We start from the raw sequence: 23349 nt of genomic DNA on the forward strand, positions 1-23349 counted from the left end.
GGCGCGGCCGAAGAATCACCACGGAGCGGCTGTGTGCTTTTTCAAGTGAACGCTCCAGAAAAGTTATGACGCGAACTTCGAGTCCCAATGGGTCTTGTTCTTCACCATCTCGTTCAGGATGACCAGCAGCTTACGCATGCAGGCGGTCATCGCGACTTGGTAATGCTTGCCACGCCCGACAAGACCATCGAAGAAACGCCGGAACTTGTCGCAGCGTTGCCGGGCATTGAACGTCGCCATGTACAGGCAGTTTCGAACGTGATCCCGCCCCCCGCGGATATGCCGCTGGCCGCGTTGCGTGCCCGAGTCGCAGTTGAGCGGCGCCAGGCCGACGAGCTTGGCGATCTCCTGGCGGTTGAGTTTACCCAGCTCCGGCAGGCTGGAGACCAGCTGGTTAGCCGTTTCGGGCCCGATGCCGGGCACCGAGTCGATGATCTTCGACGTATTGTGCCAGTCGTCGTCGCCTTCGATCAGCTTGGCGATCGCGCGGTCCAGATCCTCGATCTGCTGGTTGACCAGCCGCAGCAGCTTCGTGGACTGGGTGGCCGCCAGCGTGGGCAGTTGTCCCTGGCCGCGGTTGCGTTCGGCGACCCGGACCTGCACCAGGCCGCGACGCCGGGAGACCAGGTCGGCCAGAACCGTCTGTTTCTCCGGCGTTTTGGCGGTAATCCGCGGGTTGAGCGCCCGTCCGAACGAGGCGATGACCTGGGCGTCGATCGCGTCGGTCTTCTCGAGCCTGCCGTCGGCGACGGCGAAGGCGCGGACGTTCTTGGGGTTGACGACCGAGACGTTGACGCCGGCCTGAAGCAACGCGGCGGCCGCGGCGCGGTGGTACCGGCCGGTGGACTCCAGGACAACCAGGCGAACCTTGTGCTGACGCAGCGTGGCGACGAGGCGTGCGACCCCCTCGTCGTTGTTGCTGACTCGCAGCCGCTGGGCGACGACATCAATGAAGACGTCGAGCTGATCCTTGGCGACGTCGATGCCGGCGACCGGCAACGAGACATCGGACACCGCGGCGGACGGAACGGCGTTGCTGTTGGCTTCGTGCTGCATGGTGGCTTCCCTGCCTTGCGAATACGAACTCCGCCGCCGGGGCGACGGGTTCAGTCGGCTGTTCGGGTTAGTCGCACGCGACGAACGACGATCAGGCTCCGTGACGACGTCCATGACGGCGTCTGGGCACGAACGATCTGTCGTCCGCCGCCGCTTCGCGGGCTTCTCGCTACGCTTCGAAGCCCGCGAAGCGGCATGCGGCATTGAACCATCAGACGGTACGGAATCCAACATACAAGGCACGGAGACACGGAGGGATGCCAGGCAACCCGAGATGCCCGCGAGATAAGAGGCCTTGTTTTCAGAAGAGCCCTTCTCCTTGAGTTCGCCCTGACCTTTGCCGTAGCCGGTGAAACGCAGAGGATTCAAGTTGCCCTCCGTGTCTCCGTGCCTCCGTGGCGCTCTCGCTCTTTCGGCTGCGCGGAACGTGTTGCACCCTGCCGAAGCTTCGCGAAAGAATTCTGTTTGACTTACGCGGTTTGCGTGGTGACACTTCTGGCGTGACGCAAATCAGCGCGAGCTTTCCGTTTTACTTTGGCTGGTGGTTTTACCCGCCCGGAAATACCGCGTACTGAGCTTGCCGATCTACTTTCGGACAAATAACCAAGCCTCAGGACGCGGTCCTGGGGCTTTTTCTTTTGGCGTGGAAGAGTAGTCAGTGGTCGGTCGTCAGTGGTCAGAAAATAGAAGAGGTTCCCGCTTCTTCCGACTACTGACTACCGACCACTGACTACTCCCTCTGAGGAGCTCCAGATGATCGTGGTAATGAAGCAAGGTTCTACCCCGCAACAGGTCGAGCACGTCGTTCAACTGGTGAGAGAGATGGGACTGAAAGAAAACGTCATCGTCGGCGAGGAACGAACGGTCGTCGCGGTCATCGGCAACGACCGCTTCAAGGACCGCACCGCGATGGAATCGGTCGCGGGCGTGGAGAAGGTCGTGCCGATCCTGGCGCCTTACAAGATGGCCAGCCGCGAGATCAAGAAGGAACGCAGCGTCGTGCAGATGGGCAGCGACCCGCTGGCGACGGTCGGCGGGAAGAAGATCGGCATCATTGCCGGGCCGTGCAGCGTCGAGAACAAGACGCAGCTCTTGGAGATCGCCCATGCGGTAAAGGAACATGGCGCGGTCGGCCTGCGCGGCGGGGCGTTCAAGCCGCGTACCAACCCCTACAGCTTCCAGGGCATGGGCGAAAAGGGCCTTGAACTGCTGGCACTCGCCCGGCAGGAAACGGGCCTGGCAGTCGTCACCGAGGTGATGGCGGTCGATCAGGTCGAACTGGTGGTCAAATACGCCGACGTGCTGCAGGTGGGCGCGCGGAACATGCAGAACTTCAACCTGCTCAACGCCGTCGGCGACCAGCGCAAGCCGGTTCTGCTGAAGCGGGGATTGAGCGCGACGCTGGAAGAGTTCCTGCTCGCCGCCGAGTACATCATGAGCCGTGGGAACCATCAGGTCATGCTGTGTGAGCGTGGGATTCGCACGTATGAAGAGTATGTCCGCAACACGCTGGCTCTAGCCGCCGTCCCCGCGCTACAGCGGGCGAGCCACCTGCCGGTGGTCGTCGACCCCAGCCAGGGCACGGGCAAGAACTACCTGGTGGACAGCATGTGCCGTGCGTCGGTCGCGGCGGGTGCCGACGGTTTGATCATCGAAGTGCACAACGACCCCGAACATGCCCTGACGGACGGTGCCCAGAGCATCACGCCGGAACAGTTCGCCAGCATGATGAAGGCGATCAAGCGGATCGCGGCGGCGGTGGATCGGGAGGTGTGAACTACCGCTTCCGCGCAATCAGCTATTCTCCGACATCTGCTCTGAGCATTATGGACAGCCCGTTCCCCGGCATGGATCGGCATCCCTACCTGGAGCGATAGCTTGAATAGCATTCCTTACGCGGCGTTGGAGCGACAAACGCGATTGAGATACTGCCGAGAGGTCTCGTGGCAGCGGCAGACGCGCAGCTGTCGCCAGAGGACGCCGCATGGACGGAGGAGCGGATGAAACTGGCGACATCTGTGTGTTCCACGCGCTCGTAAACGTTCGAATCAGTGCGTGCGAGATGACGGTATCCAAAGCGTGGGACGCTCTGGCAACAGGCGGATTAACATCGTTTTGCCGGTCCGGTGTCTCAGGTAGACACCGTCGGTCACCGGCATCGTGGAGACATGCTCAGTGTTGCGAAAGTGGTACCGCAGCGTCAGCGAGTAGTTGGGCTGCACTGCAATCCATTGGCCGTTGTAGATCCGAACCTCTCTGTTTACGACAAGCGCTTCGACCTCATCCCCTTCACGAAAAATGCGCCATCGGAGGCGTCGCTTCAGAATGACATTTACCAGCCGGGACGCAATAACTACGGCGACCAACATGCACACGGCAACAACGACGGGCGGTGCCTCTAGCCCAGCGGCAAGCACCAGCGTCATGTGCAATAGGAAGAAAATCGCTACCCCGTAGCCCCAGAGGGCTCCATGGCCACAGCCGGGCCCCAGTACGTCTTCCGGAAGCTGCTGCGTATCGCCTTTCATGTCGATCCCCATTTCGGTCACGCGATCAACTCCCTGATCACTTCCCCACCCGTCTGACTCAACTGCTTGTACCGCCCCTCGTGGAAGAACGTCAGCTTGTTGTCGTTCAACCCCAGCAGGTGCAGCAGGGTGACGTGGAGGTCTTTCAGCGGATGCACCACCTCGACCGCCTTGGCACCCAGTTCGTCCGTCGCGCCGACGGCGGTGCCGGCTTTTACGCCGGCGCCGGCCAGCCAGAGGTTCATCGCCTTGGCGTTGTGGTCGCGGCCGGCGACGTTCTGGCCGCCGCGGACGCCGTTGTCGGGGCTGCGGCCGAACTCACCGGAGCAGACGACCAGCGTGCTGTCGAGCAGGCCACGCTGTTTCAGGTCGGCGATCAGGGCGGCGATCGGTTTGTCCGTCGCGCGGATGCGGGCCTTGTGCGACCGCTCCAGGTAGTCGTGCGAATCCCATCCGCCTTCGAACAGTTGGACGAACCGCACGCCGTTCTCGACCAGCTTGCGGGCCAGCAGGCATCGGCGGCCCATGGAATCAGTCGCCTTCTGGCCGATGCCGTACATCTCGAGCGTTTTGGCGTCTTCTTTCGACAGATCGACGATGTCCGGCACCTGCGTCTGCATGCGGAACGCCAGCTCGTACGATTCCATTCGCGCGGCCAGGTCGTCGTGATGCGGATTGCGGGCGGCGTCGGCCACGTTGAGCTTGGCGAGCAGGTCGAGGTTCGCCCGCTGGGCTTCGCGCGTCACGCCCGGCGGCGGCGCGAGGTCGAGGATGGGTGATCCTGCCGGCCGCAGCGGCGTCCCCTGAAAGTAGGCCGGCAGATAACCGTTCGACCAGTTCGCCGCACCGCCCTGGGGAAATGCACCCTCGGGCAACACCACATACGCCGGCAGATTCTGGTTGAGAGTTCCCAGGCCGTAGGTCGCCCAGCTGCCGATCGCCGGATCGCCGCCGAAACGGTTGCCGGTGTTCAGGTGGTAGCACGCCGTCGGGTGATCGACCGATTCGGCCTGGCAGCCGCGATAGATGCACAGCTCGTCGGCGACGCCGGCCAGGTGTTCGAAGTGTTCGCACATCCAGAGCCCGCTCTTGCCCGCCCGGCGAAACTCGTAAGGCGACTTGACGAAGTACCGCTTGCCGCCGTTCATCGCGCTGGTGAACTTGTCGTCGCGCTGGAACTCCTTCATGTGGACGTCGGCCAGCTTCGGCTTGGGATCGAAGGTGTCGATATGGCTCGGCCCGCCTTCCATGAACAGGAAGATGCAGCTCTTGGCCTTGGTCGGATGGTGAGAGTCTTTCGGCGCGAGCGGGCCGGCGGCGGGCGTGGCGGCGGCAGCTTTCGCGGCCTCGTCGCGCAGCATCGCGTTGAACGCCACCGTGCCGAGCGTCGCGCCAAGACCGTAGAGAACGTTGCGACGGGTGGGGTTGAAGTTCGACATACAGGGCTCCCTCGGCGTTGATGGCCAGTCGCATCTTGGGCAGCATTCGCAAGCGTACGCGCTTGCCCGTGGCGGTCGCCAACCGACCTTCGACACATCACCGCACGTACAAAAACTCGTTCGAGTTCAGCAGTACCAGGCACACTTCCGCCAGCGCCCGCACCTCGGCCGATACCTGGGTCGGCTGAAGGTCCTGCTGATAACTCTTCAGAACGCCCAGGTCTTCCTGCCAGACGACCGGCTCGCCGGTCAGTTCTTCGACCATGTGCCGCTCGACGTGCGATGGCAGTTTGGCGGCGACAGGTGCCGTCTTACGGTGGTGGTCCAGCATCTTCTGGTAGTGGCTAAGGCACGCCGCCCGCTCGTCGGCCGTCGGCGCCCGGCCGAACACCCGTCGAAACGCGACATCCATCTGCGCCTCGATCGCGTCGCCGGTCTTGCTCACGTTCGCCGCCATCGCCAGCGACCGGCTCGCCGTGAACTGGCTGTTGAACAGTGCAAACACCTGCGGCGTCACGGTTGTCTCGTCGCGCTTCTCGCACGACATCTCGCTTCCCGGGCGGTTGAAAACTTCCAGCATCGGGTCGGGCAGGGTGCGGTAGCGGAAGGCATAGATCGTCCGCCGATTCCGCTCCTTCGGCGTCGCCGACGGGATGTAAGCCGGCGCGACCGATCCCATGATGTGCCGCGGCTGCATTGCCACTTCCCAGTTGATCTCCGGGAAGACGCCCGGCCCGCCGGCCTCGGGGTTCAGTTCTCCGCTGACGGCCAAAATCGAATCGCGAATCTCCTCCGCGCTCAGCCGGCGGGGCGGGAAGTACGCCAGCAGCTGGTTCTTCGGGTCAATCGCCTGGACATCGACCCCGGCCACCCGGGGCGGCGTGGGGGATTGCTGATACGTTGCCGATGCCATGATGTATCGGTGGAGCTTCTTGATGCTCCAACCGTTGTCCATGAACCACGTCGCCAGGTGGTCGAGCAACTCCGGGTGCGTCGGCTTGCCGCCCATCTTGCCGAAGTTGTTCGGCGTCGGCACCAGCCCATGGCCGAAGTGCTGCTGCCAGATCCGGTTGACGATCACCCGCGCCGTCAGCGTGTTTTTCGGGCTGGCCACCCACCGCGCGAACCGCAATCGGCGGCCCTCGGCGGTGGTCGGAATCGTGTTCCATTCCGACGGCTGGACCGTGTCGTTGCTCCCATCGACCACCGACAGCACACCCGGCGTCACCTCGGCCGCCGGCGACTCGACCGATCCGCCGGTCAGAATGTGGACCTTCTGCACCGCCGCCTTGGCCATCTGCTGCTTGCCGGGGATGGGGTTGCGCGCCTTGACCGAGGTGTAGTTGTTGGCCGGCCCGGAATAGACGCTGAACGCCAGCGGATCGAACCGCAGCAGCTCGCGTTCCAGGTAGGCGTCGGACTTCTGGTAGATCTTGCGGAGCGACAGATCGAGGTTGCTGATGCCCGCCGTCGAGCCGAGATAGTCTTTCTTGGGCCGCTGGTCTTGCGGCAGGTCTTCCACCTTCGCCACGCCCTTTTCCTTCAGAAACGCGGCCAGTCCCTCATCGGCGCGACGCTTCAGTTCCGCCTTGCCGACATTCAGTTGCGCCAGTCGCTGTTCGACGACCTTCCGCTGCGCCTCGAATCCCGACACGTTCTCAACAGGCAGAAACGGCACATCGCGCTCGGCAAATTGGGTCGATCCGAACACCGCCTGGATGCGGTAATAGTCCTTCGTCGGCACCGGATCGAACTTGTGATCGTGGCACGAAGCGCACCGCAGCCCCTGGCCCAGAAACGTCACGCCTACGCTGTGCGTGACATCGTCCAGGAACTGCTGCCGCGTCACGGCGGCCACCGTCATACCGGTGTGCTCCCACGGCCCCATCCGCAGGTAACCGACCGCAATCTGCATCTCCGGATCCTGCGGATCGAGCTCATCCCCGGCGATCTGTTCCAGCACAAAGCGGTCAAACGGTTTGTCGGCGTTCATGCTCCGGACGACGTAATCGCGGTACCGCCAGGCATTCGGCCGTTCGAAGTCGTTCGAGAAACCCGCTGAATCCGCGTAACGGACGACATCCAACCAGTGGCGGGCTTGCTGCTCGCCGTACTGCGGGCTGGCGAGCAACCGCTCCACCAGCCGGGCGAAGGCATCGGGCGCGGTGTCATTCACGAACGCCTCGACCTCCGCGGCGGCGGGGGGCAGGCCGGTCAGGTCGAACGTCGCCCGGCGGATGAGCGTCAGCCGATCCGCCGGCCCGGCCAAGCCGGCGATGCCCTTGCTCTGCAGCTTCTGAAGGATAAACGCGTCAATCCCGTTCAGCCCTGCCGGCGATGCCGACTTCACCGCCGGTACCGCCGGCCGGGCGATCGGCTTATACGCCCATAGGTCCTCCGGCTTGTACTTGCGATTCGTCCAGTCTGCCGACAGCCCGCCGCTGGTGGCGACGGCGATTCCATCGGCCTCGTTCCACCGGCTCGCAACGGGTTGAACCTTCTCCGGGTCGGGCCATGGCGCGCCGGCGGCGATCCACAGCCGAACATGCTCCACCTGCTCCGCCGACAGCTTGTCATTGTCCTTCGGCGGCATGAGCAGGTCGGGGTCGTGCCGGGTGACGGCGACGTAAAACGGGCTCTTCTCCGGCGACCCGGCCACAATCGACGGCTTGCCACTCTCGCCGCCTTTCAGCGCCGCGTCGCGCGTTCGCAGGTCCAGTTCCCCCTTGATCTTCTTCTCGTCGTCCCCGTGGCAGGCCAGGCACTTGGCCTTCATCGTCGGCCAGACCTTTGCCAGAAACAGTTGCTCGGCATCGGCCTGCGCCAGCGGCGCGTCGGCGGCGGTCGACCGGCGTGCCGCAAACGTCGCAACCATCACCGCCAGCGCCACGATTGCAAAAATCGCACGCTCCCAAAATCGCGACGATCGTTTAGACGTCTGGCATGTCATTCACTGAACCTCTTGTCCGCGCGCCTTATCCACTCACCGAGTCGTCGGCTTTCGTAGCGCAGGCCTCCGGCCTGTAATCATTCTGCGGGCCGGACGCCCGCGCTACGAACGCCATCGCTTATCTTACCTGTCGACGACTCAAAAACGCACCGCAACCGGTATTGTTTCGCCCCTTCGCAGATCACCCCCATGACCCATCGAATCACCCGCGCCATCGCCTGGATCGGATCGAGCAGCGGCCTCGTCCTGACCGTCGTCCTCGCGATCGTCGGCGGCACCTGGCTCTTCGTGCAGATCGCCGACGAAGTGTTGGAAGGCGACACGCAATCGATCGACGAACGCATCGTGCGGGCCCTTCGGGTCCCCGATACCGACCCGCTGCCCACCACCCGGCCCGACGTGCCGATCGGCCCGCGCTGGCTCCAGGAAAGCGGCCGCGACATCACCGGCCTCGGCGGCGTCGCCGTGCTGACCCTGCTGATCGCCGCCGTCGCCGGCTATCTGCTGCTCGTTCGGAAGTACCACGCCATGTGGCTCGTGCTGGTGGCGACATTCGGAGCACTGGTCATCAGCACACTGCTCAAAAGCGCGTTCGACCGGCCACGGCCGGGCGTCTCGCATTTTTCGTACGTCTACACGTCCAGCTTTCCCAGCGGCCACTCCATGCTGTCGGCCTCGGTCTACCTGACCCTGGGCATCCTGCTCACCCGACTGGTGTCCGGCCGACTGATGAAGTTCTACTTCCTCGCCGTCGCGCTGGTGATCACGGGCCTGGTCGGCGTCAGCCGGGTGTACATGGGGGTCCATTACCCGACCGACGTCCTGGCCGGCTGGACGGCCGGGCTGGTCTGGGCACTGCTCTGCTGGGTGGTCGCCAGGTATTTGCAGCAACGCGGCAAGGTCGAGTCGCCGGAAACAACCGGTACCGAGCGAGCCGACATCGACGAGACGCCGCCAGCATGATCGCTGGGGAATTCCCGATGTGGGCATCGGCCACCACCACGCGCGACTGCCCTTATCGGGTCAGACATTTTCAGGCTATTTGTGACGTAGCGAAACCGAGGACAGAATACTCCCGTCGCAGGCAACTGCGGCATGCAACGCAAGGAGGACTCGTGCCACAGCGTGTGTCACGGTGAACCTGCCGGGGACGTTGCAAAACCAGAGGAATGGTTTCCAGGAGTTTGTCCATGTTGCTCGAATCTCTCGAATCGCGTCGTCTCATGTCCGTGTCGCTCAGTGCTGCGGGCGTGCTCACGGTCACCGGTAAGAACGATCCAAATCCGGCGAATGGGGACCACATCAACATCTACGTCTCGGGCTCGAACCTGAAGGTGAACGACAACAGCGCTGTGTCGACCTTCCAACTCACCAAGGTCAAGAGCCTGGTGGTAAACCTGCGTGCCGGCGATGACAACCTCACGATCGACCCCAACGTTACGCTCCCCTCCACCATCGACTCCGGTACAGCGACCAGTTTCGCCGGCGATGTGATTCAAGGTGGCAGCGGCCCGGACCTGATCTACTTGCGCAGCTACTATGGCCTGGCCAAGGGCGGCGCAGGCAACGATACGCTGCAGAACCTGGGCGGCATCAACATCCTCTCCGGCGATGGCGGCGACGACGTTCTCATTAACAAGGCCGTTGGTACGACTGAAAGCAAGTTCGCCGGCGGCTCCGGTACCGATACCATCGACTACTCCACGGCAACCTACAACATGATCCTGCGCAACGGCCAGGTCGGTGAGTACTTCCTGAGCAATGGCGCGCCGGTGATCAACGGTCCCGGCTTGCCAGACGCGGTCGAGACGATGGAGAACTTCTACTCCGGCTCGGGCAACGATTACATCTACGGCACTTCCGGCAACAACATCATCCGCGCCGGCGCCGGCAAGGACCAGGTCCGCGCGGGTGCCGGCAACGACACCATCAACGGCGGAACCGGCGAAGACGCCCTCTTCGGCGAAGACGGCAACGACACGTTCTACTCCAAGGACAGCACCAAGGACTTCCTGTCCGGCGGCATCGGCACCGACAAGGCCAACAAGGACGCGATCGACGTGATCAACAGCGTGGAAGCGAGTTTCTAACCCACTCGACCGACCACCAAAGATCGTGCAAAACCCAAGCCCCCCGGCCGCATCGCGAGCCGGGGGGCTTTTGCTTGAGGCAGGTCCGTTGATGTCGTTGCACGCTTGCGAACCCTGCGGGATGCGCGGAGCGTCAGGCGCCTTGCGTGCCAACCGCGTCGCAAGACGCGCTCCGCTTCGCGTCGCGGCTAACCGGGACGCGCGTCATCGCCGCGATGTCGCGTTCCAACACGTCGAACTCGTTGAACCGGTGAACGCCTTGAACGCAGTGAACGCGGTGAACATGATGAAAACGGTGAACCCGGTTAGCCACGACGCGGAGCGGAGCGCGTCCCCGCGCAGAAAACGTTCCACGTAACAACCGTCCACGTGAGGCGCGTCCGACGACGGGGAAACACGCAGACGAACGTCCACGACCGCGACCATCACGCCCGGGATTGTCGCTCCTCTACGTTCGCATCGCCCGGATTTTTTGTTTGGTTTTTGTTCGCATATCCGTACACTTATAGAACATTCTTTTTGCCCGGCGTACGCCGCCGGGATGGGAGGTTTCTATGCGCAAGTCGAGTGATGTCACGCCGTCGCAGCAGCAGCCTGCGGTGTCGAACGAGCGCCGCGGTCCCAAGGGGTCCAGGGATTCCGGGGAGTCCAACGCGTCCACATTCTCCGCCGCCCAGCGGGATGCGATTCTTGCCGGGGTGCCGCCGGTCGCGATGTTTCAGCCGTTTGTGTCGCCGGCGCCGGAGGTGTGCGGGGGGTTTGGGTCGGATCGGGGTGCCGTGCCGGTGATGGACGGTTCACCGACGTCCAACCCTTGCGACGACGCGCAGCAGCGTCGGTCGCGGGCGGAGCAGGCGAGGATCAACGGCGCGCGGTCACGCGGGCCGGTGACACCGGCGGGCAAAGCCGCCTCTTCGCAGAACGCGCTCAAGCACGGTTTGTGCGCCCGAGGCGTGCTGATTCCGGGAGAAGATCCGGCGATTTACCAAGCGTTTGTGGATGATTTTGTCGAGGAGTTGAACGCCGTCGGATCGCTACAGGTGACGCTGGCCGAGCGGGCGGCGGAGCTGGCGTGGAAGCTCAAGCGGGTGCCGGTGCTGGAGTCGTCCATCTTCGCCGGCCGACGCGAAGGGCGCAAGCTCGACGACCTTGCGCTCGGCGGTTTGGGCGATCTGATCCAGGAGATGCTGAGCGACGACGACACGATGCTCGTCCGTCTGCAGCGGTACGAGCTGCGGCTGGAGCGGTCGATGCGGGGTTGTCTGCGCGAATTGCGCGAGGTGCAGCGGCATGCGGTGTTGTACGGCGCGAGAGGGCGGGGAGATCCACCGGCGGATGAGTTCACGGGGGATGGTGCGATGGATGCCTTCGCGATGGATGGTGTCGCAATGGGTGACGTCACGACTGATGGGGCGCTGACGCCGGTGTCTGAGGTACTCCGAAGACCCGGATGCCCCGCGCCGATCGCACCAGGAATCCGGGTCTTCGGAGTACCTCAGACACCGGCGTGCATCGGGATGGACGCGTCGTCGCTAGCCGCCCTGGGTTCGTTTAGCGCGTGGGGTTCGTTCGACGAGTTGGGTTCGTTCGGCAATTTCACGAGCGGCGGATTCCTGGGTTCGTTCGGCCAATGACCACAATCTGTTTGAAGAATGCCCATCGTGCCCAACGCCGGTAACGATTGCGAAGGTGTCGGTGGGATACCCCCTGATGTTCGATTTCAACACGAAGGGCACGAAGTCACGAAGGACACGAAGAAGACAATCAATGCGCTGTTTCCGACCGCTGATCAAGGGACCAGAGGCATCTTCGTGGCCTTCGTGACTTCGTGCCCTTCGTGTTGAAATCGACTTTCGGAGCGATTCGATTCGCGCATCAATCTGCGCGACCGTTTCAGCGACTACTTTCGGTGGAGGGTCAGTTGCGACTGGGGTCGCAGGCAAGCGATCTTCGGACATTGAACGCTGAGACTTGCCGTGGATGTAGTCCCTGGCAACTCGGCGTCTTGGAGTTCGTTATTACTCGCCTCTGGCTCAAAGTGGAACTTCGTGTGCCATGCCCACGCTGCCGTCCGGCATTCGAGATCCGAGGCCGTCTCCCGCGTGGGCATGCAAAGTGCCGAAATCACGTCGCTCGCTCATGCCCACGCGGGATGTATTTGCCACATCCGAAAGCGAACGACGGGCGTGGGCATGGCACACAGACATGGTTTCGAGACATTGCCTGGTTTCGGAATCGACCCTGGGTTCGTTCGGCCGGGGACGGCGGGGTGGCACGGCCGGGTGGCAAACTGGGTGACAGGAAAGGTTTGTAGACCCGCCCATCCGCCAGACTTGTTGCGTAATTGGCTCGCCCGCCAATCGCAAATATCTTACCCATCGATATACTCGGCCTTGTTCAGACCGTGTGAAGGGTAGAGGTTCATGAGGCGGGTTTTGCCGCCGATTCGCATTTGAGGAGGCTCATGTCGGAGACGATTCACTCCACGCTCGAAGAGCGGCGTGTGTTCCCACCGCCGGCGGACTTTGCCGCCAAGGCGCATATCGGCACGCGCGCCGAGTACGAGAAGCTCTACCGCGAGTCCATCGACCACCCGGAACAGTTCTTCGGCCGGATCGCCGAGGAGCTCCACTGGTTCAAGAAGTGGGACAAGGTCCTCGACTGGCAGGTTCCCAACGCCAAGTGGTTTGTCGGCGGGAAGACCAACGTCGCGTACAACTGCCTGGATCGGCAGATCGACCTCGGCCGCGGCGATAAGACCGCCATCCTCTGGGAAGGGGAACCCGAAACCGCCGCCGGTGCCGGCGGTGAAGTCCGCAAGATCACCTACAAGCAGCTCCGCGACGACGTCAGCAAGCTGGCGAACGGCCTGAAGTCGATCGGCGTAAAGAAGGGTGACCGCGTCACCATCTATATGCCCATGGTCCCCGAAGCGGCCGTCGCGATGCTGGCGTGCGCCCGTATCGGCGCGGCGCACTCGGTGATCTTCGGCGGCTTCAGCAGCCAGGCGATCGCCGACCGCGTGGACGACGCCCAGTGCACGGTCATCATCACCGCCGACGGCGGCTACCGGCGGGGTACGGTCGTTCCGCTCAAGCGCAACGTCGACGATGCCCTGACCAAGACCGATCGCGTGAAGAAAGTCGTCGTGCTGAACCGGTGCAACATGCCCGTCGCCGACGGCGTGGCGCCGGGCAGCATCGCCTGGAAAGAAGGGCGCGACGTCTGGTATCACGACCTGGTCGGCACCCAATCCGCCGACTGCCCGGCCGAGCCGATGGACAGCGAAGACACGCTGTTCGTGCTCTATACGTCGGGCTCGACCGGCAAACCCAAGGGCATTCAGCACACGACCGCCGGGTACCTGCTCGGAACGTATCTGACGACCAAGTACGTCTTCGACATGAAGCCGGACGATGTCTACTGGTGCACGGCCGACGTCGGCTGGATCACCGGGCACAGCTACATCGTCTACGGCCCGCTCGCCAACGGCACGACCTGCCTGATGTACGAAGGCGCGCCAAACCACCCCGATTTCGGGCGTTTCTGGTCGATCATCGAGCGGCACAAAGTCAGCGTGTTCTACACGGCACCGACCGCGATCCGCGCGTTCATGAAGGCCGGCAAGGAGTTCCCGCAGAAGCACGACCTGTCGTCGCTGCGGCTGCTGGGCACGGTCGGCGAGCCGATCAACCCCGAAGCCTGGATGTGGTACCACACGGTCATCGGTCACGAAAAGTGCCCGATCGTCGATACCTGGTGGCAGACCGAAACCGGCGCGATCATGATCACGCCGTTGCCCGGTGTCACCCCGACCAAGCCGGGCACGGCGACGCTGCCGTTCTTCGGCGTGGATGCGGCGATCGTCGACCGCAGCGGCAAGGAACTGGGCCCCAATGAAGGCGGACTGCTGGTCATCCGCAAGCCCTGGCCGAGCATGCTCCGCAGCATCTTTAACGACCCCGAGCGGTACGCGAAGACCTACTGGAGCGACGTGCCGGGGTACTACTTCACCGGCGACGGCGCACGCCGCGACAACGACGGCTACTTCTGGATCATGGGCCGGGTGGACGACGTGATCAACGTGTCCGGGCACCGCCTGGGCACGATGGAGATCGAAAGCGCCCTGGTGGCCCACGAGGCGGTCGCCGAGGCGGCGGTCGTCGGCATTCCGCACGAGATGAAGGGGCAGGGCATCGCGGCGTTCGTGACGCTGGAAACCGGCCGCCGGGCCGACGAGGCCTTGAAGAAGGACCTGATCGCCTGGGTGCGCAAGCAGATCGGCGCGCTCGCGACGCCGGACCAGATTCGGTTCACCGAATCGCTGCCGAAGACGCGGAGCGGCAAGATCATGCGGCGGCTCCTGAAGGAAGTCGCCTCGGGCAACGAAGTGAAGGGCGACGTCACCACGCTGGAGGATTTCAGCGTGCTCGCCAAGTTGAAGGAGAAGGACGAAGGCTGAGGCATCGCGTGTCAGCTTCCTCACGGCAGAAAAGCCACCACGGAGGCACGGAGACACGGAGGAACCTTCGGCGACCGGACCCTCTCAGCATGACGGAAAGCCGCGTCTAAGTCTTTCAGGTGCAGCGATTCCTGGTCGCCCTGCGCCGAATCGTTGTGCCTTGCTTCAGACGCGGAAGATTCAAGTTGCCCTCCGTGCCTCCGTGGTGCGTTCTTCGTCGGTGTGCCGAGGATGTGTTGGGCCCGCTGAGGAACTGCAGTCGTTTGTAGATTGTGGGATGCTGGTTTAAAACTGCGGCCGAGCCGCTCCCGCTGCCTGACGATCTAGCATCGACCACCGACAGAGCCGCCATCGACCATCGACAGTCAAAACAATGCGTTACCGCACCATCCTACTTTTCGGCGCTCCGGGCAGCGGCAAGGGCACCCAGGGCCAGATCATCGGGAGCATTCCCGGCTTTCAGCACAGCTCCACCGGCGACATCTTCCGGTCGCTGGACTTGCACACCGAGATGGGTCGCAAGTTCTGGGAGTACTCCAGCCGGGGGCAGCTCGTGCCCGATGAGCTGACGATCCAGCTCTGGAAGCAGTACATCAAGGGCCTGGAATACATCAACCAGTTTCACCCGGAGTCTGAGTTCCTGGTGCTCGACGGCCTGCCGCGGAACGTGCATCAGAAGGTGCTTTTGGAAGACGTCATCGATGTGCAGGCGATCGTGTACCTGCGAGCCGAGCGCGACAAGATGGTCGAACGGCTCCGCCGCCGGGCACTAAAGGAAAACCGCTTCGACGACGCCAGCGATGAGGTGATCAACAAGCGGATGGACGTCTTCGGCCGGGAAACGCGGCCGGTGCTGGACCTCTACCCGCAGGAGCTGATCCACCGGATCGATGCGACGATGTCGCAGATCCGGATTCTGAGCGAGATCGTGACGCGCGTGCTGGTGCCGTTGAAGGAAGCGGTGGAACGACCGGCGGACGAATCGCTGGCGAGCCTGCAGGGACCGTGAAGTAGGGTCCGCCTTGGCGGACGCGGCGGGGCTCGATTCCCCCCAAGGGTTCTATGCAATGCAGAATGCAAAACATGCAATGAAAATTGCAAAACGGCAGGGCAACAAAGTCCCTTCCGTTTTGCAATCGTCATTGCATGTTTTGCGTTTTTCGTTCGTCGCGTCAGCGTCCGCCAAGGCGGACCCTACGGATCAGGCCCGGCTCAGGTAGTTGCCGTTGTCCGTGCCGATGCGGATGACCTCGCCGATTTCGATGAAGGGAGGAACCTTGACCTTCAGGCCGGTTTCCATCTCGGCGTCCTTGGTCTGGTTGGTGGCGGTCGCGCCCTTGATGCCCGGGGGGCAGTCGGTGACCTTCAGCTCGACCGTCTTGGGCAGTTCGTAGCTGGTGACCTTGCCTTCGAAGAACTCAGCCGTGATCTGCGTGTTGGGCTTGAGATACAGGATGTCGGTCCCGAAGACTTCCTTGGGGATCGGCTGCTGGTCGTAGGTTTCCAGGTCCATGACCCAGTGGCCGTCGTTGTCGGAGTAGAGGTATTCCACCTGTCGGCGGTCGAGGTTGATGAGCTCCATGTCGTCGGTCGCGCCGACGCGCTTGTCCATGATCGTGCCCTTGACGACGTCGCGGAGCTTGAACTGCACCTTGGCCCGCAGGTTGCCGGGGGTGTTGTGGTCGGCGTTGGTGACGACGAACAGCTTGCCGTCCATACGAATGGCCTGGCCTTTACGGATATCGCTGGCGCGCATGATGGTTCCTCAATCGACTGACAACAGGATCAACCCGCCGGCCCCGCACAATGTCGGGACGGCCGCTTTCAGCCTTAAAAACAGGCGTGCGGCTCTTTCCAATCCCTACGCTAGGGGGGCGGGAAAAGGACCGAAGAATGTATCGGGGCAGGGGCGATCCGTCAAACTTCGCTGGTCAAACCGTTCGGGCGGCTTCACTTGCGGCGACGGAAAGTCGGGGCCGGGCGACCGGCGAACAGGGTGCTGACTGGCAAAGATTTTTGCATCGCCATGGCACCACACCATGACTATCCTTTTCGTCCGACTGTTACGGTGACGTTTGTTCCGCGATAGTGTCGTGTTTGGATTCGGCGGCGGTGGGCAGCGATCGAGGTCAAGGAGCGTTCAGAGATGTCATACCAGCCAGCCGTCCTCCTTCAGCCCGCACCCGTCGTGTCGGTCCGCCGTACACGAGCCTGGTTACTCGCCGAGTTGTTCCTGCTGTTCGGGCTTATCCCGCTGGCGCTGATGCAGAAGTTGATCCCGCTGCACCCGCTTGCCGTGGGCGGGCTGATCGCCGCGACGTGTCTGTTCATTCTCGTGCGTGATCCGTCGTTCGACGTGAAGCAACTTTGGAACACGGACGACCTTGCACGCCGGCTGATTGCGGTGATTCCGTTGTGGCTGGCAGCGGTCGCGCTGTTCGTTGCGTTGCTGGCAGTCTTCTCCCCGGACCGACTGCTTTCGCTGCCGCTCCAGCATCCGTGGGCTTGGCTGGCGATCATGTTGGGCTACCCGCTGATCAGCGTGTACCCGCAGGAAGTGATCTACCGCGCGTTCTTCTTCCACCGCTACAAGCCGATCGCCGGCGACGGCTGGGGGATGATCGTCCTCAGCGCCGCGGCGTTCGCGTGGATGCACATCCTGTTCGGCAACTGGATCGCCGTCACGATGTGCATCGCCGGCGGGTTGATCTTCAGCTACCGCTACTGGAAGACGCGGTCGCTTCTGGTGACAAGCTTGGAGCATGTCATCTACGGGCAGTTGGTGTTTACGGTGGGGCTGGGGGAGTTCATTCGGAGCGGGACGATGACGGCGGTGGGCGGGTGACGGCGGTGGGAGACCTCGCGCTGTCCCGCTATTCAACGATATTCGCAAGTTCTGCGGCCTGACCGGAAGTCTCGTCCGCGAAAAGTGGGCCCCCGCTATCCGCTGCAGCAACCGTGGCCGCGACTAAGCCGGCGTAGCTCGCGTTTCGGAATCGAAGCTTGGCGATCAAGCGTTTGGCGTCAAGCATTGTGAAGCCGTAGGGCGGCACCAACACGTTCGGTAGAACAATGTTGAAGACCAGGCCGGTTACAAGCGTGACCGCGATAACGGCGGCCCATTGCTCACCGCGCCGAGGCTCTTCCGTCGCGAACAAATAGACGCACGCACCCAGAGCTATGGCCAGCAGCCATCCTATGGCCGCGACAATAAATGCCCGCGAAGATAGCGCCGATCGGCAGCTTTCACATACGTTCAACCCGAGATTTTCCGGGGTGTCGCCAATCTGAAACGGCGTCTTAAGTAGCCCGTCTCCCTGCTTGCCACAATTACAACATTCGGCGGGAAGCTGGACGCGGGGAAGTTGAAAGACAATCGAGGTCCCTGTTTGAGCATGCTGCGGCGTAGCCGTCGCCAGATGTCCGCCGTCACTGCCGTCAGGACGTGGTCGCGAAACCCAGACCAGCGATGGCGGCATGCCGGGTGCCGGACGGGCCGTCCCGGATGGGACGCTCCGGGGCATCTTCGATTGCACATGGCCACACGTCGGGCATGGAATCGGATCTTGCTCGCGCATCAGAGTCTGTGCGAGCTTCAGGTTTGCCGCCCTGGCGGAGCGATCGGCTGCACCCGACATGTCAATGTTGTAGATCGCTGCGGCTTTCCCCTGCGCGGCGCGGATCATCTCGTAATAGTAGTATCCGCCGCACTTCTCGCAGCAGACCTGCTTCAGCCGCACACCCCGTGCTGTGGCGGTATATGACGTCCAGAAGATGAGCGACATTCAGTACCCCGGTCTGACGGCCTAAGGATGATCAACCCCAACGCTTCACAATGATCGTATCGTTCTGCCCGCCGAAGCCAAAACTGTTGCTCATCGCAACATCCACCTTGGCCTGCCGCGCTTTGTTCGGCACATAGTCCAGGTCGCAATCGGGGTCGGGCGTGTCGAGGTTCATCGTCGGCGGCAGCACCTGGTCGCGGATCGCCAGCACGCACGTGATCAACTCCACCGCGCCGGCTGCGGCGATGAGGTGGCCCATCATGCTCTTGATGCTGCTGACCGGGCAGGCCCTGGCCTTTTCTTCGAAGACGGTCTTGATCGCCTGCGTCTCGTTGCCGTCGTTCTCTCGCGTGCCGGTGCCGTGGGCGTTGACGTAATGCACGTCGCTCGGCGACAGGCCTGAATCGGCGAGCGCCTCGCGCATCGCCATCACGGCACCCATCCCATTGGGGTCCTGATCGGTAATGCGGTAGGCGTCGGCGGTGCTGCCGTAGCCGACGACCTCGGCCAGGATCTTTGCCCCACGCTTCTGGGCATGTTCGAGCGTCTCGAGGATCACCATGCCCGCGCCTTCGCCGAGCACGAAGCCCTTGCGATTTAAGTCGAACGGTCGGCTGGCGGCGGGGGGGTTGTCGTTCTGGTCGCTCAGCGCCGTCAGGCGGTTGAAGCCGGTGACGCCGAACGGATGGATCATCGAGTGCGCGCCGCCGCCGATCATGATGTCGGCGTCGCCGCGGCGGAGGATCTCCGTCGCCTCGCCGATCGCCTGCGTGCTGGCGGCGCACGCCGTCAGGCAGTTCATCGCCGGGCCGCGAGCGCCGGTGAACAGCGCCAGGTGCGAGAGGGGCATGTTCGGCTCCTGCTCCAGCTCGCGGGTGACGTCCATCAGCTGCATCGCCAGCTCGGCAAACTTGACGGCGTCGTGCGACTGTGACTCGGCTTTCCACGACGCGAGATTGGCCTGCGTAAAGGCTCCGAAATCGAGCGAGCCTTCGCCGGAACCGAGGTAGATGCCCACGCGGTCGAGATCAAGCGAGTTCGTAATCTGGGATTTGAGATCGCCCAACTCAGGCAGGCCAGCCGACTTCCAGGCCTTGGCGACGGCGGCGAGGGCGAACTGCGTGTTGCGGCCGGCAGACTCGTGGCCGCTCAGGTCCGACAGGTGGTCGGACAGCTTGAAGTTCTTGACCTCGGCGCTGATGCGGGTGGGAAACGTCTCGGCGTCGAAGAGGGTCGTGCGGTCGATCCCGGACTCCCCGCGCAGCAGACGCTGCCAGACGGCCTCGATGTCGTGGCCCATGGGGGTGATCCAGCCGATTCCGGTGATGACGACACGGTTCATAGGTCTTCCGTAGGGTCCGCCTTGGCGGACGCGATTCTGGGAACGAGAGCGTCCGCCAAGGCGGACCCTACATCTCCCGATTGCCTCACACCTTCCTAAACACCAGCGCCGCGTTCTGCCCGCCCAGGCTGTAGACGCTGCTGACCGCGACATCCACCTTCGCCTGGCGCGACTCGGGGACGGCGTTCAGTTTCAATCCTTCGATCGGCTTGCTGGTGTTCCGCGCCGGCGGGATGACGCCATAGTGTACGCCCAGCGCCGCTGTCGCCGCGTCGACGCCGCTGCCGGCGGCCATGTTGCCGATCTGGGCTTTGATGGTCGTCAGCGGCACGCGCTCCAGCCCGCCGCCGAAGACCGTGTGCAGGCCGGCCAGTTCCGCGCGGTCGTGGCTCGCGATGCCCAATCCGCACGGCACCATCAGGTCAACCGCCGTCGGCGGAAGGTTGGCCTCGGCGAGCGCCTTCTGGATCGCCCGGCCGTAGCTGTGACCCTTGGGGTCGGGCTCGGTCACGCTATAGGTGTCCTGGCTGGCGCCGAAGCCGACCAGTTCGCAATAGATCTTCGCGTCTCGCGCCTTGGCGTGTTCGTAGTCTTCGAGGATCAGCAGGCCGCCGCCCTCAGCCGCCGCGGTGCCGGTCGCGCCTTCGTCGAACGGGCGGACGGCCTGATCGGGGGTGTCGTTGTGCTGCGTGGTGACGCGTTTGAGCAGTACCTGCCGCAGCAGGTTCATCGGGACGACCTTGGTCTCGGCGCCGCCGCAGATCGCCAGGTCGGCGTCGCCGCGCTGGATGGTGCGGAACGCTTCGCCGATTGCCAGGTGGCTGCTGGCGTCGGCGCAGGTGATCGTGTTCGACGGGCCCTTGAGCTCATGGATGATCGTCACATGGCAGGCCAGCATGTTCGGCAGGTACTTCAGCAGCCAGAGCGGCGTGAGCTGCTGCATGCCGACGTTGCCCCACTTTTTCAAGTCGATTTTCGAGAGGTCGTCCGCCGACCGCGCCGCCGCCATTGCCTGTGTCAGCTCGGCCAGATCGACGCTGATCAGCCCTGCGCCGATATTGCACCCGAACCGGTCGGATTTAATCGTCGGCGTATCGGTGTAGGCCTTGGACTTGAGCCCCGAATCCTTGAACGCGTCGTCGGCGGCGATGACGGCGAGCTCAATATCCCGCGCCATCACCTTGGTGGCCTTGCGGTAGCTCTTGGGGACGAAGTCGTTGATCTTGTACCCCGGCACTTCGCCGGCGATCTGGGTCGGAAAGCCCGACGGATCGTACATCGCGATCCGCCTGACCCCGCACTGCCCGGCGGTGAGGTTCTCCCAGAAGGCCTTCGTGCCGATGCCGATGGGAGAGATAATGCCGATGCCGGTGACGACGACTCTTCGCATGAATGCTCAGACTAACGAGTAGAACGTAGAACGTAAGGGGGAGGAGACGCCCACGGACAGTGTCCGTGGGACCCACCGACGCCGTCGGTGGGCGTTCCACTCTGTTGTCAGATCGTCACCGCTGACCCCGTCCGGTAGTTCTTCAGCAATTCCGTGAACTGCTCCGTGAACACAAAGTTGTGCTCCGGGAACTCCATGCCGGACATGTTCTGGTCGATGTGGCTGAACATCAGCTCGATGTCCGCCACCTTCTCCGATGCACCCGAACCCTGCGCTGTGACAACGCCGGCGATCGATGCCCCTTGTTCGCTGAGCTGTTCGATCTTTGCCGAATAGGTGATCGTCTCGCCCGGCCGGACCAAGCGGTGGAAGGTCGCCTTGCCGATCTTGGCCAGGATCACCTTCTCGGCGAAGTTCCGGGCCTCGCCGACGAGGATGCCAGCGGTCTGGGCCATCCCCTCGACGATCAGCGAATGCGGCACGATCGGAAACGCCGGGTAGAGGTCGTGCAGGTGCTCTTCGGCCAGCGAGACGTTCTTGATCGCCGTCGCGGACGTTCGAGTGGTGAACTCGGTGAATTTGTCGATCCAGATCCAGCGCATAGGAGGTCATTTGTCACTTGTTACTTGTCATTCGCAGCAACTGGTTCGTCACGCGAATCGCTTTGACGACGAGTTGCGGCAAATGACCAATGACAAGTGACCAGGGACAGGCCGCGAGGCCTTACTTCAGTTTGGCCTCGATGTAATTGACGATCGTGTTGACCGTCATCAGGTCGTTCGCCGCTTCGAGCGTGGGGTTCGCTTCGAAGTCGGAATAGTCGGCGTAGGGCAGACGCTTCTTCAGCTCGGCGATGCCCTTGGGGGTCAGCTTGTCGCCGGAGATGAGGCTGGGGTCGCCGCGAAGGCTTTCGAAGTCTTCGGGGAAGAGTTCGCCACGCGGAATCTTGAAGGGGTTAGCGGTGTCGGTGGTGAAGGCCTTCTCCAGGCGGAAGACGATGTCGAGGTAATCGATGCTCTCGGCGCCCAGGTCGCCGGAGAGCGTGGCCTTGGGGGTCACTTCGTCGGCGTCAACGCCGAGGGCGTCTTCGAGCACGCTCTGCACTTTGGAGTAGATCTCGTCGCGGGAAAGAGCCATAGCAGTAGTCCTTCGTCCTTTTGGTCGTGTTCGTTTGTCAGAGCGCCAAGCCCGACATTATCGGGCCTTGATGCTGTATCGGCTAGAGCACCGCGATAAATCGAGTCTTCCGGTCCCCTCTCCCCTGTACGCGGGGGAGAGGGATAGGGTGAGGGGCCGAACGTCGAGCGTCGTGACCCGCCGAACCCGGCTCGAATTCGTCTTCTCGTCCATTCACACGACCGAATCGGCGAGTGACGACGCCTCACGTTCGGCCTCTCACCCCAGCCCTCTCCGTGCGAGTACGGTGGAGAGGGAGCGAATCACACACCGACCGCAGCGCCCTTCCCCATCGACTGCTCCAAGACCTTCCACCGCAGTCGGTTATGCTCCTGCAGCCGGGCATCCAACTCGCCTAGTTCGGGCTGTTTGTCGGCGAGATTGAACAGCGAGATTTCGATCCGGCCGGTGATGGCGGGGTTGTCGGAGGGCTTGCCGGCGCTGTTGACGACCGAGCCGGTCACCTTGAAGTTCCCGCCGGTCTCGGTCGCCTTGATGAGCTCCGCTTCGATCCGCAGGAAGTTGCCAGGCGCGACAAAGTTGCCGTAGCGGATGTTCTTCGATTCCTTCAGGACCGCCATCGACTTGGAGAACCCCGTCCGGCGATGCAGGATCCACCCGGCGGCCTGCGTGGCGGCTTCCAGCATCATGACGCCGGGCAAGACGGGAAACGACGGGAAATGGTCGCCCAGATACTCCTCGGCGAGCGACACGAACTTGCTCGCGACGATCTTGTCGTCGGTGAGGAGGTCGACCTTATCGATGAGGTTGAACTTCAAGCGGCTTGCGTCCCTGCAAGAGAGCCTCGGGTTGGTCGGTGCGTCCGATAACCTGCAGCCCGTTGTTCGCAGATTTTTAGCGGTGAACGTGGGGGATTGCAAGGGAAGCGGTGCCGTGGCGCGACGGACGTCTGCGCCGGGGACGTCTCTGGTCTACCGCTTTTAACACGAAGGCACGAAGCCACGAAGGGGACGAAGGGGACGAAGGGGACGAAGGGGACGAAGGGGACGAAGGGGACGAAGGTCACGAAGCTTGTTGCCTTCGGTACTCAGTCGGTCCCGCCGGGATTTGAAATCGGATCATCGACAATCGGACTCATGAACGCCAAAACGCCATGACCAAGAGGTCGAG

At 63.0% G+C, this 23349-nt stretch carries 18 protein-coding genes; 7 read left to right on the plus strand and 11 right to left on the minus strand.

The features are described 5' to 3' along the window. Positions 1-63 precede the first annotated feature (63 nt). The gene (locus IPV69_RS22105; protein WP_206290195.1) at positions 64-1056 is read right to left on the minus strand and encodes an IS110 family RNA-guided transposase; all 993 of its coding nucleotides are present in this window, start codon (positions 1054-1056) and stop codon (positions 64-66) included. Positions 1057-1809: 753 nt separating this feature from the next. Between IPV69_RS22105 and aroF the strand changes: the two genes are divergently transcribed. Then, the gene (gene aroF / locus IPV69_RS22110) at positions 1810-2832 is read left to right on the plus strand and encodes a 3-deoxy-7-phosphoheptulonate synthase (RefSeq protein WP_206291899.1); all 1023 of its coding nucleotides are present in this window, start codon (positions 1810-1812) and stop codon (positions 2830-2832) included. A 272-nt stretch (positions 2833-3104) separates the two neighbouring features. On the opposite strand, the gene IPV69_RS22115 is transcribed toward aroF, so the two are convergent. The 3 genes from IPV69_RS22115 to IPV69_RS22125 all read right to left on the minus strand — a co-directional run bounded on the left by IPV69_RS22115 (position 3105) and on the right by IPV69_RS22125 (position 7898). Beyond that, on the minus strand, positions 3105-3605 hold the full coding sequence (locus tag IPV69_RS22115; protein WP_206291900.1) for a hypothetical protein: 501 nt from the start codon (positions 3603-3605) through the stop codon (positions 3105-3107). Further along, positions 3602-5023: a DUF1501 domain-containing protein gene (locus IPV69_RS22120; protein WP_206291901.1), complete on the minus strand. Its 1422-nt coding sequence runs from the start codon at positions 5021-5023 to the stop codon at positions 3602-3604. Before IPV69_RS22120 ends, IPV69_RS22115 begins: the two co-directional genes overlap by 4 nt. 97 nt (positions 5024-5120) lie before the next feature. Beyond that, complete coding sequence (locus tag IPV69_RS22125; RefSeq protein WP_206291902.1) at positions 5121-7898, minus strand: PSD1 and planctomycete cytochrome C domain-containing protein; 2778 nt, start codon at positions 7896-7898, stop codon at positions 5121-5123. Between the two features lie 264 nt (positions 7899-8162). Between IPV69_RS22125 and IPV69_RS22130 the strand changes: the two genes are divergently transcribed. From IPV69_RS22130 to IPV69_RS22150, 5 genes are all read left to right on the plus strand, one after another. Beyond that, a complete protein-coding gene (locus IPV69_RS22130) occupies positions 8163-8936 on the plus strand; it encodes a phosphatase PAP2 family protein (protein ID WP_206291903.1) in 774 nt (257 codons plus the stop codon). Positions 8937-9163: 227 nt separating this feature from the next. After that, positions 9164-10063 (plus strand): calcium-binding protein, encoded by a 900-nt coding sequence (locus IPV69_RS22135; protein ID WP_206291904.1) that lies wholly within the window; start codon positions 9164-9166, stop codon positions 10061-10063. Between the two features lie 554 nt (positions 10064-10617). Further along, on the plus strand, positions 10618-11697 hold the full coding sequence (locus tag IPV69_RS22140) for a hypothetical protein (RefSeq protein WP_206291905.1): 1080 nt from the start codon (positions 10618-10620) through the stop codon (positions 11695-11697). 830 nt (positions 11698-12527) lie between these two features. Continuing rightward, entirely contained in the window at positions 12528-14525 is a 1998-nt protein-coding gene (gene acs / locus IPV69_RS22145) for an acetate--CoA ligase (RefSeq protein WP_241179942.1), read from the plus strand. Positions 14526-14898: 373 nt separating this feature from the next. Then, positions 14899-15534, plus strand: coding sequence for an adenylate kinase family protein (locus IPV69_RS22150; RefSeq protein WP_206291907.1), 636 nt, complete (start codon positions 14899-14901; stop codon positions 15532-15534). 192 nt (positions 15535-15726) lie between these two features. Here the strand turns inward: IPV69_RS22150 and efp are convergent, their stop codons facing one another. Next, positions 15727-16281 carry an elongation factor P gene (efp, locus tag IPV69_RS22155; RefSeq protein WP_206291908.1) on the minus strand — a complete coding sequence of 185 codons (555 nt, stop codon included), beginning with the start codon at positions 16279-16281 and terminating at the stop codon, positions 15727-15729. Positions 16282-16671: 390 nt separating this feature from the next. Here efp and IPV69_RS22160 point away from each other — a divergent pair, with 390 nt between their 5' ends. After that, positions 16672-17370 carry a CPBP family intramembrane glutamic endopeptidase gene (locus IPV69_RS22160; protein WP_206291909.1) on the plus strand — a complete coding sequence of 233 codons (699 nt, stop codon included), beginning with the start codon at positions 16672-16674 and terminating at the stop codon, positions 17368-17370. 28 nt (positions 17371-17398) lie between these two features. Here IPV69_RS22160 and IPV69_RS22165 read toward each other — a convergent pair whose 3' ends face one another. From IPV69_RS22165 to IPV69_RS22190, 6 genes are all read right to left on the minus strand, one after another. Beyond that, entirely contained in the window at positions 17399-18310 is a 912-nt protein-coding gene (locus IPV69_RS22165; protein ID WP_206291910.1) for a hypothetical protein, read from the minus strand. A 31-nt stretch (positions 18311-18341) separates the two neighbouring features. Next, a complete protein-coding gene (locus IPV69_RS22170; RefSeq protein ID WP_206291911.1) occupies positions 18342-19652 on the minus strand; it encodes a beta-ketoacyl-[acyl-carrier-protein] synthase family protein in 1311 nt (436 codons plus the stop codon). Positions 19653-19737: 85 nt separating this feature from the next. Further along, positions 19738-21042 carry a beta-ketoacyl-[acyl-carrier-protein] synthase family protein gene (locus tag IPV69_RS22175; protein WP_206291912.1) on the minus strand — a complete coding sequence of 435 codons (1305 nt, stop codon included), beginning with the start codon at positions 21040-21042 and terminating at the stop codon, positions 19738-19740. 107 nt (positions 21043-21149) lie between these two features. After that, positions 21150-21644 (minus strand): 3-hydroxyacyl-ACP dehydratase FabZ family protein, encoded by a 495-nt coding sequence (locus tag IPV69_RS22180; protein WP_206291913.1) that lies wholly within the window; start codon positions 21642-21644, stop codon positions 21150-21152. 121 nt (positions 21645-21765) lie between these two features. After that, positions 21766-22179, minus strand: a complete 414-nt coding sequence (locus IPV69_RS22185) for an acyl carrier protein (RefSeq protein WP_206291914.1) — start codon at positions 22177-22179, stop codon at positions 21766-21768. A 302-nt stretch (positions 22180-22481) separates the two neighbouring features. Then, positions 22482-22997 carry a hotdog family protein gene (locus IPV69_RS22190; protein WP_206291915.1) on the minus strand — a complete coding sequence of 172 codons (516 nt, stop codon included), beginning with the start codon at positions 22995-22997 and terminating at the stop codon, positions 22482-22484. Positions 22998-23349: the final 352 nt, after the last annotated feature.

The sequence above is a fragment of the Humisphaera borealis genome (assembly GCF_015169395.1).
Classification (GTDB): Bacteria; Planctomycetota; Phycisphaerae; order Tepidisphaerales; family Tepidisphaeraceae; genus Humisphaera; species Humisphaera borealis.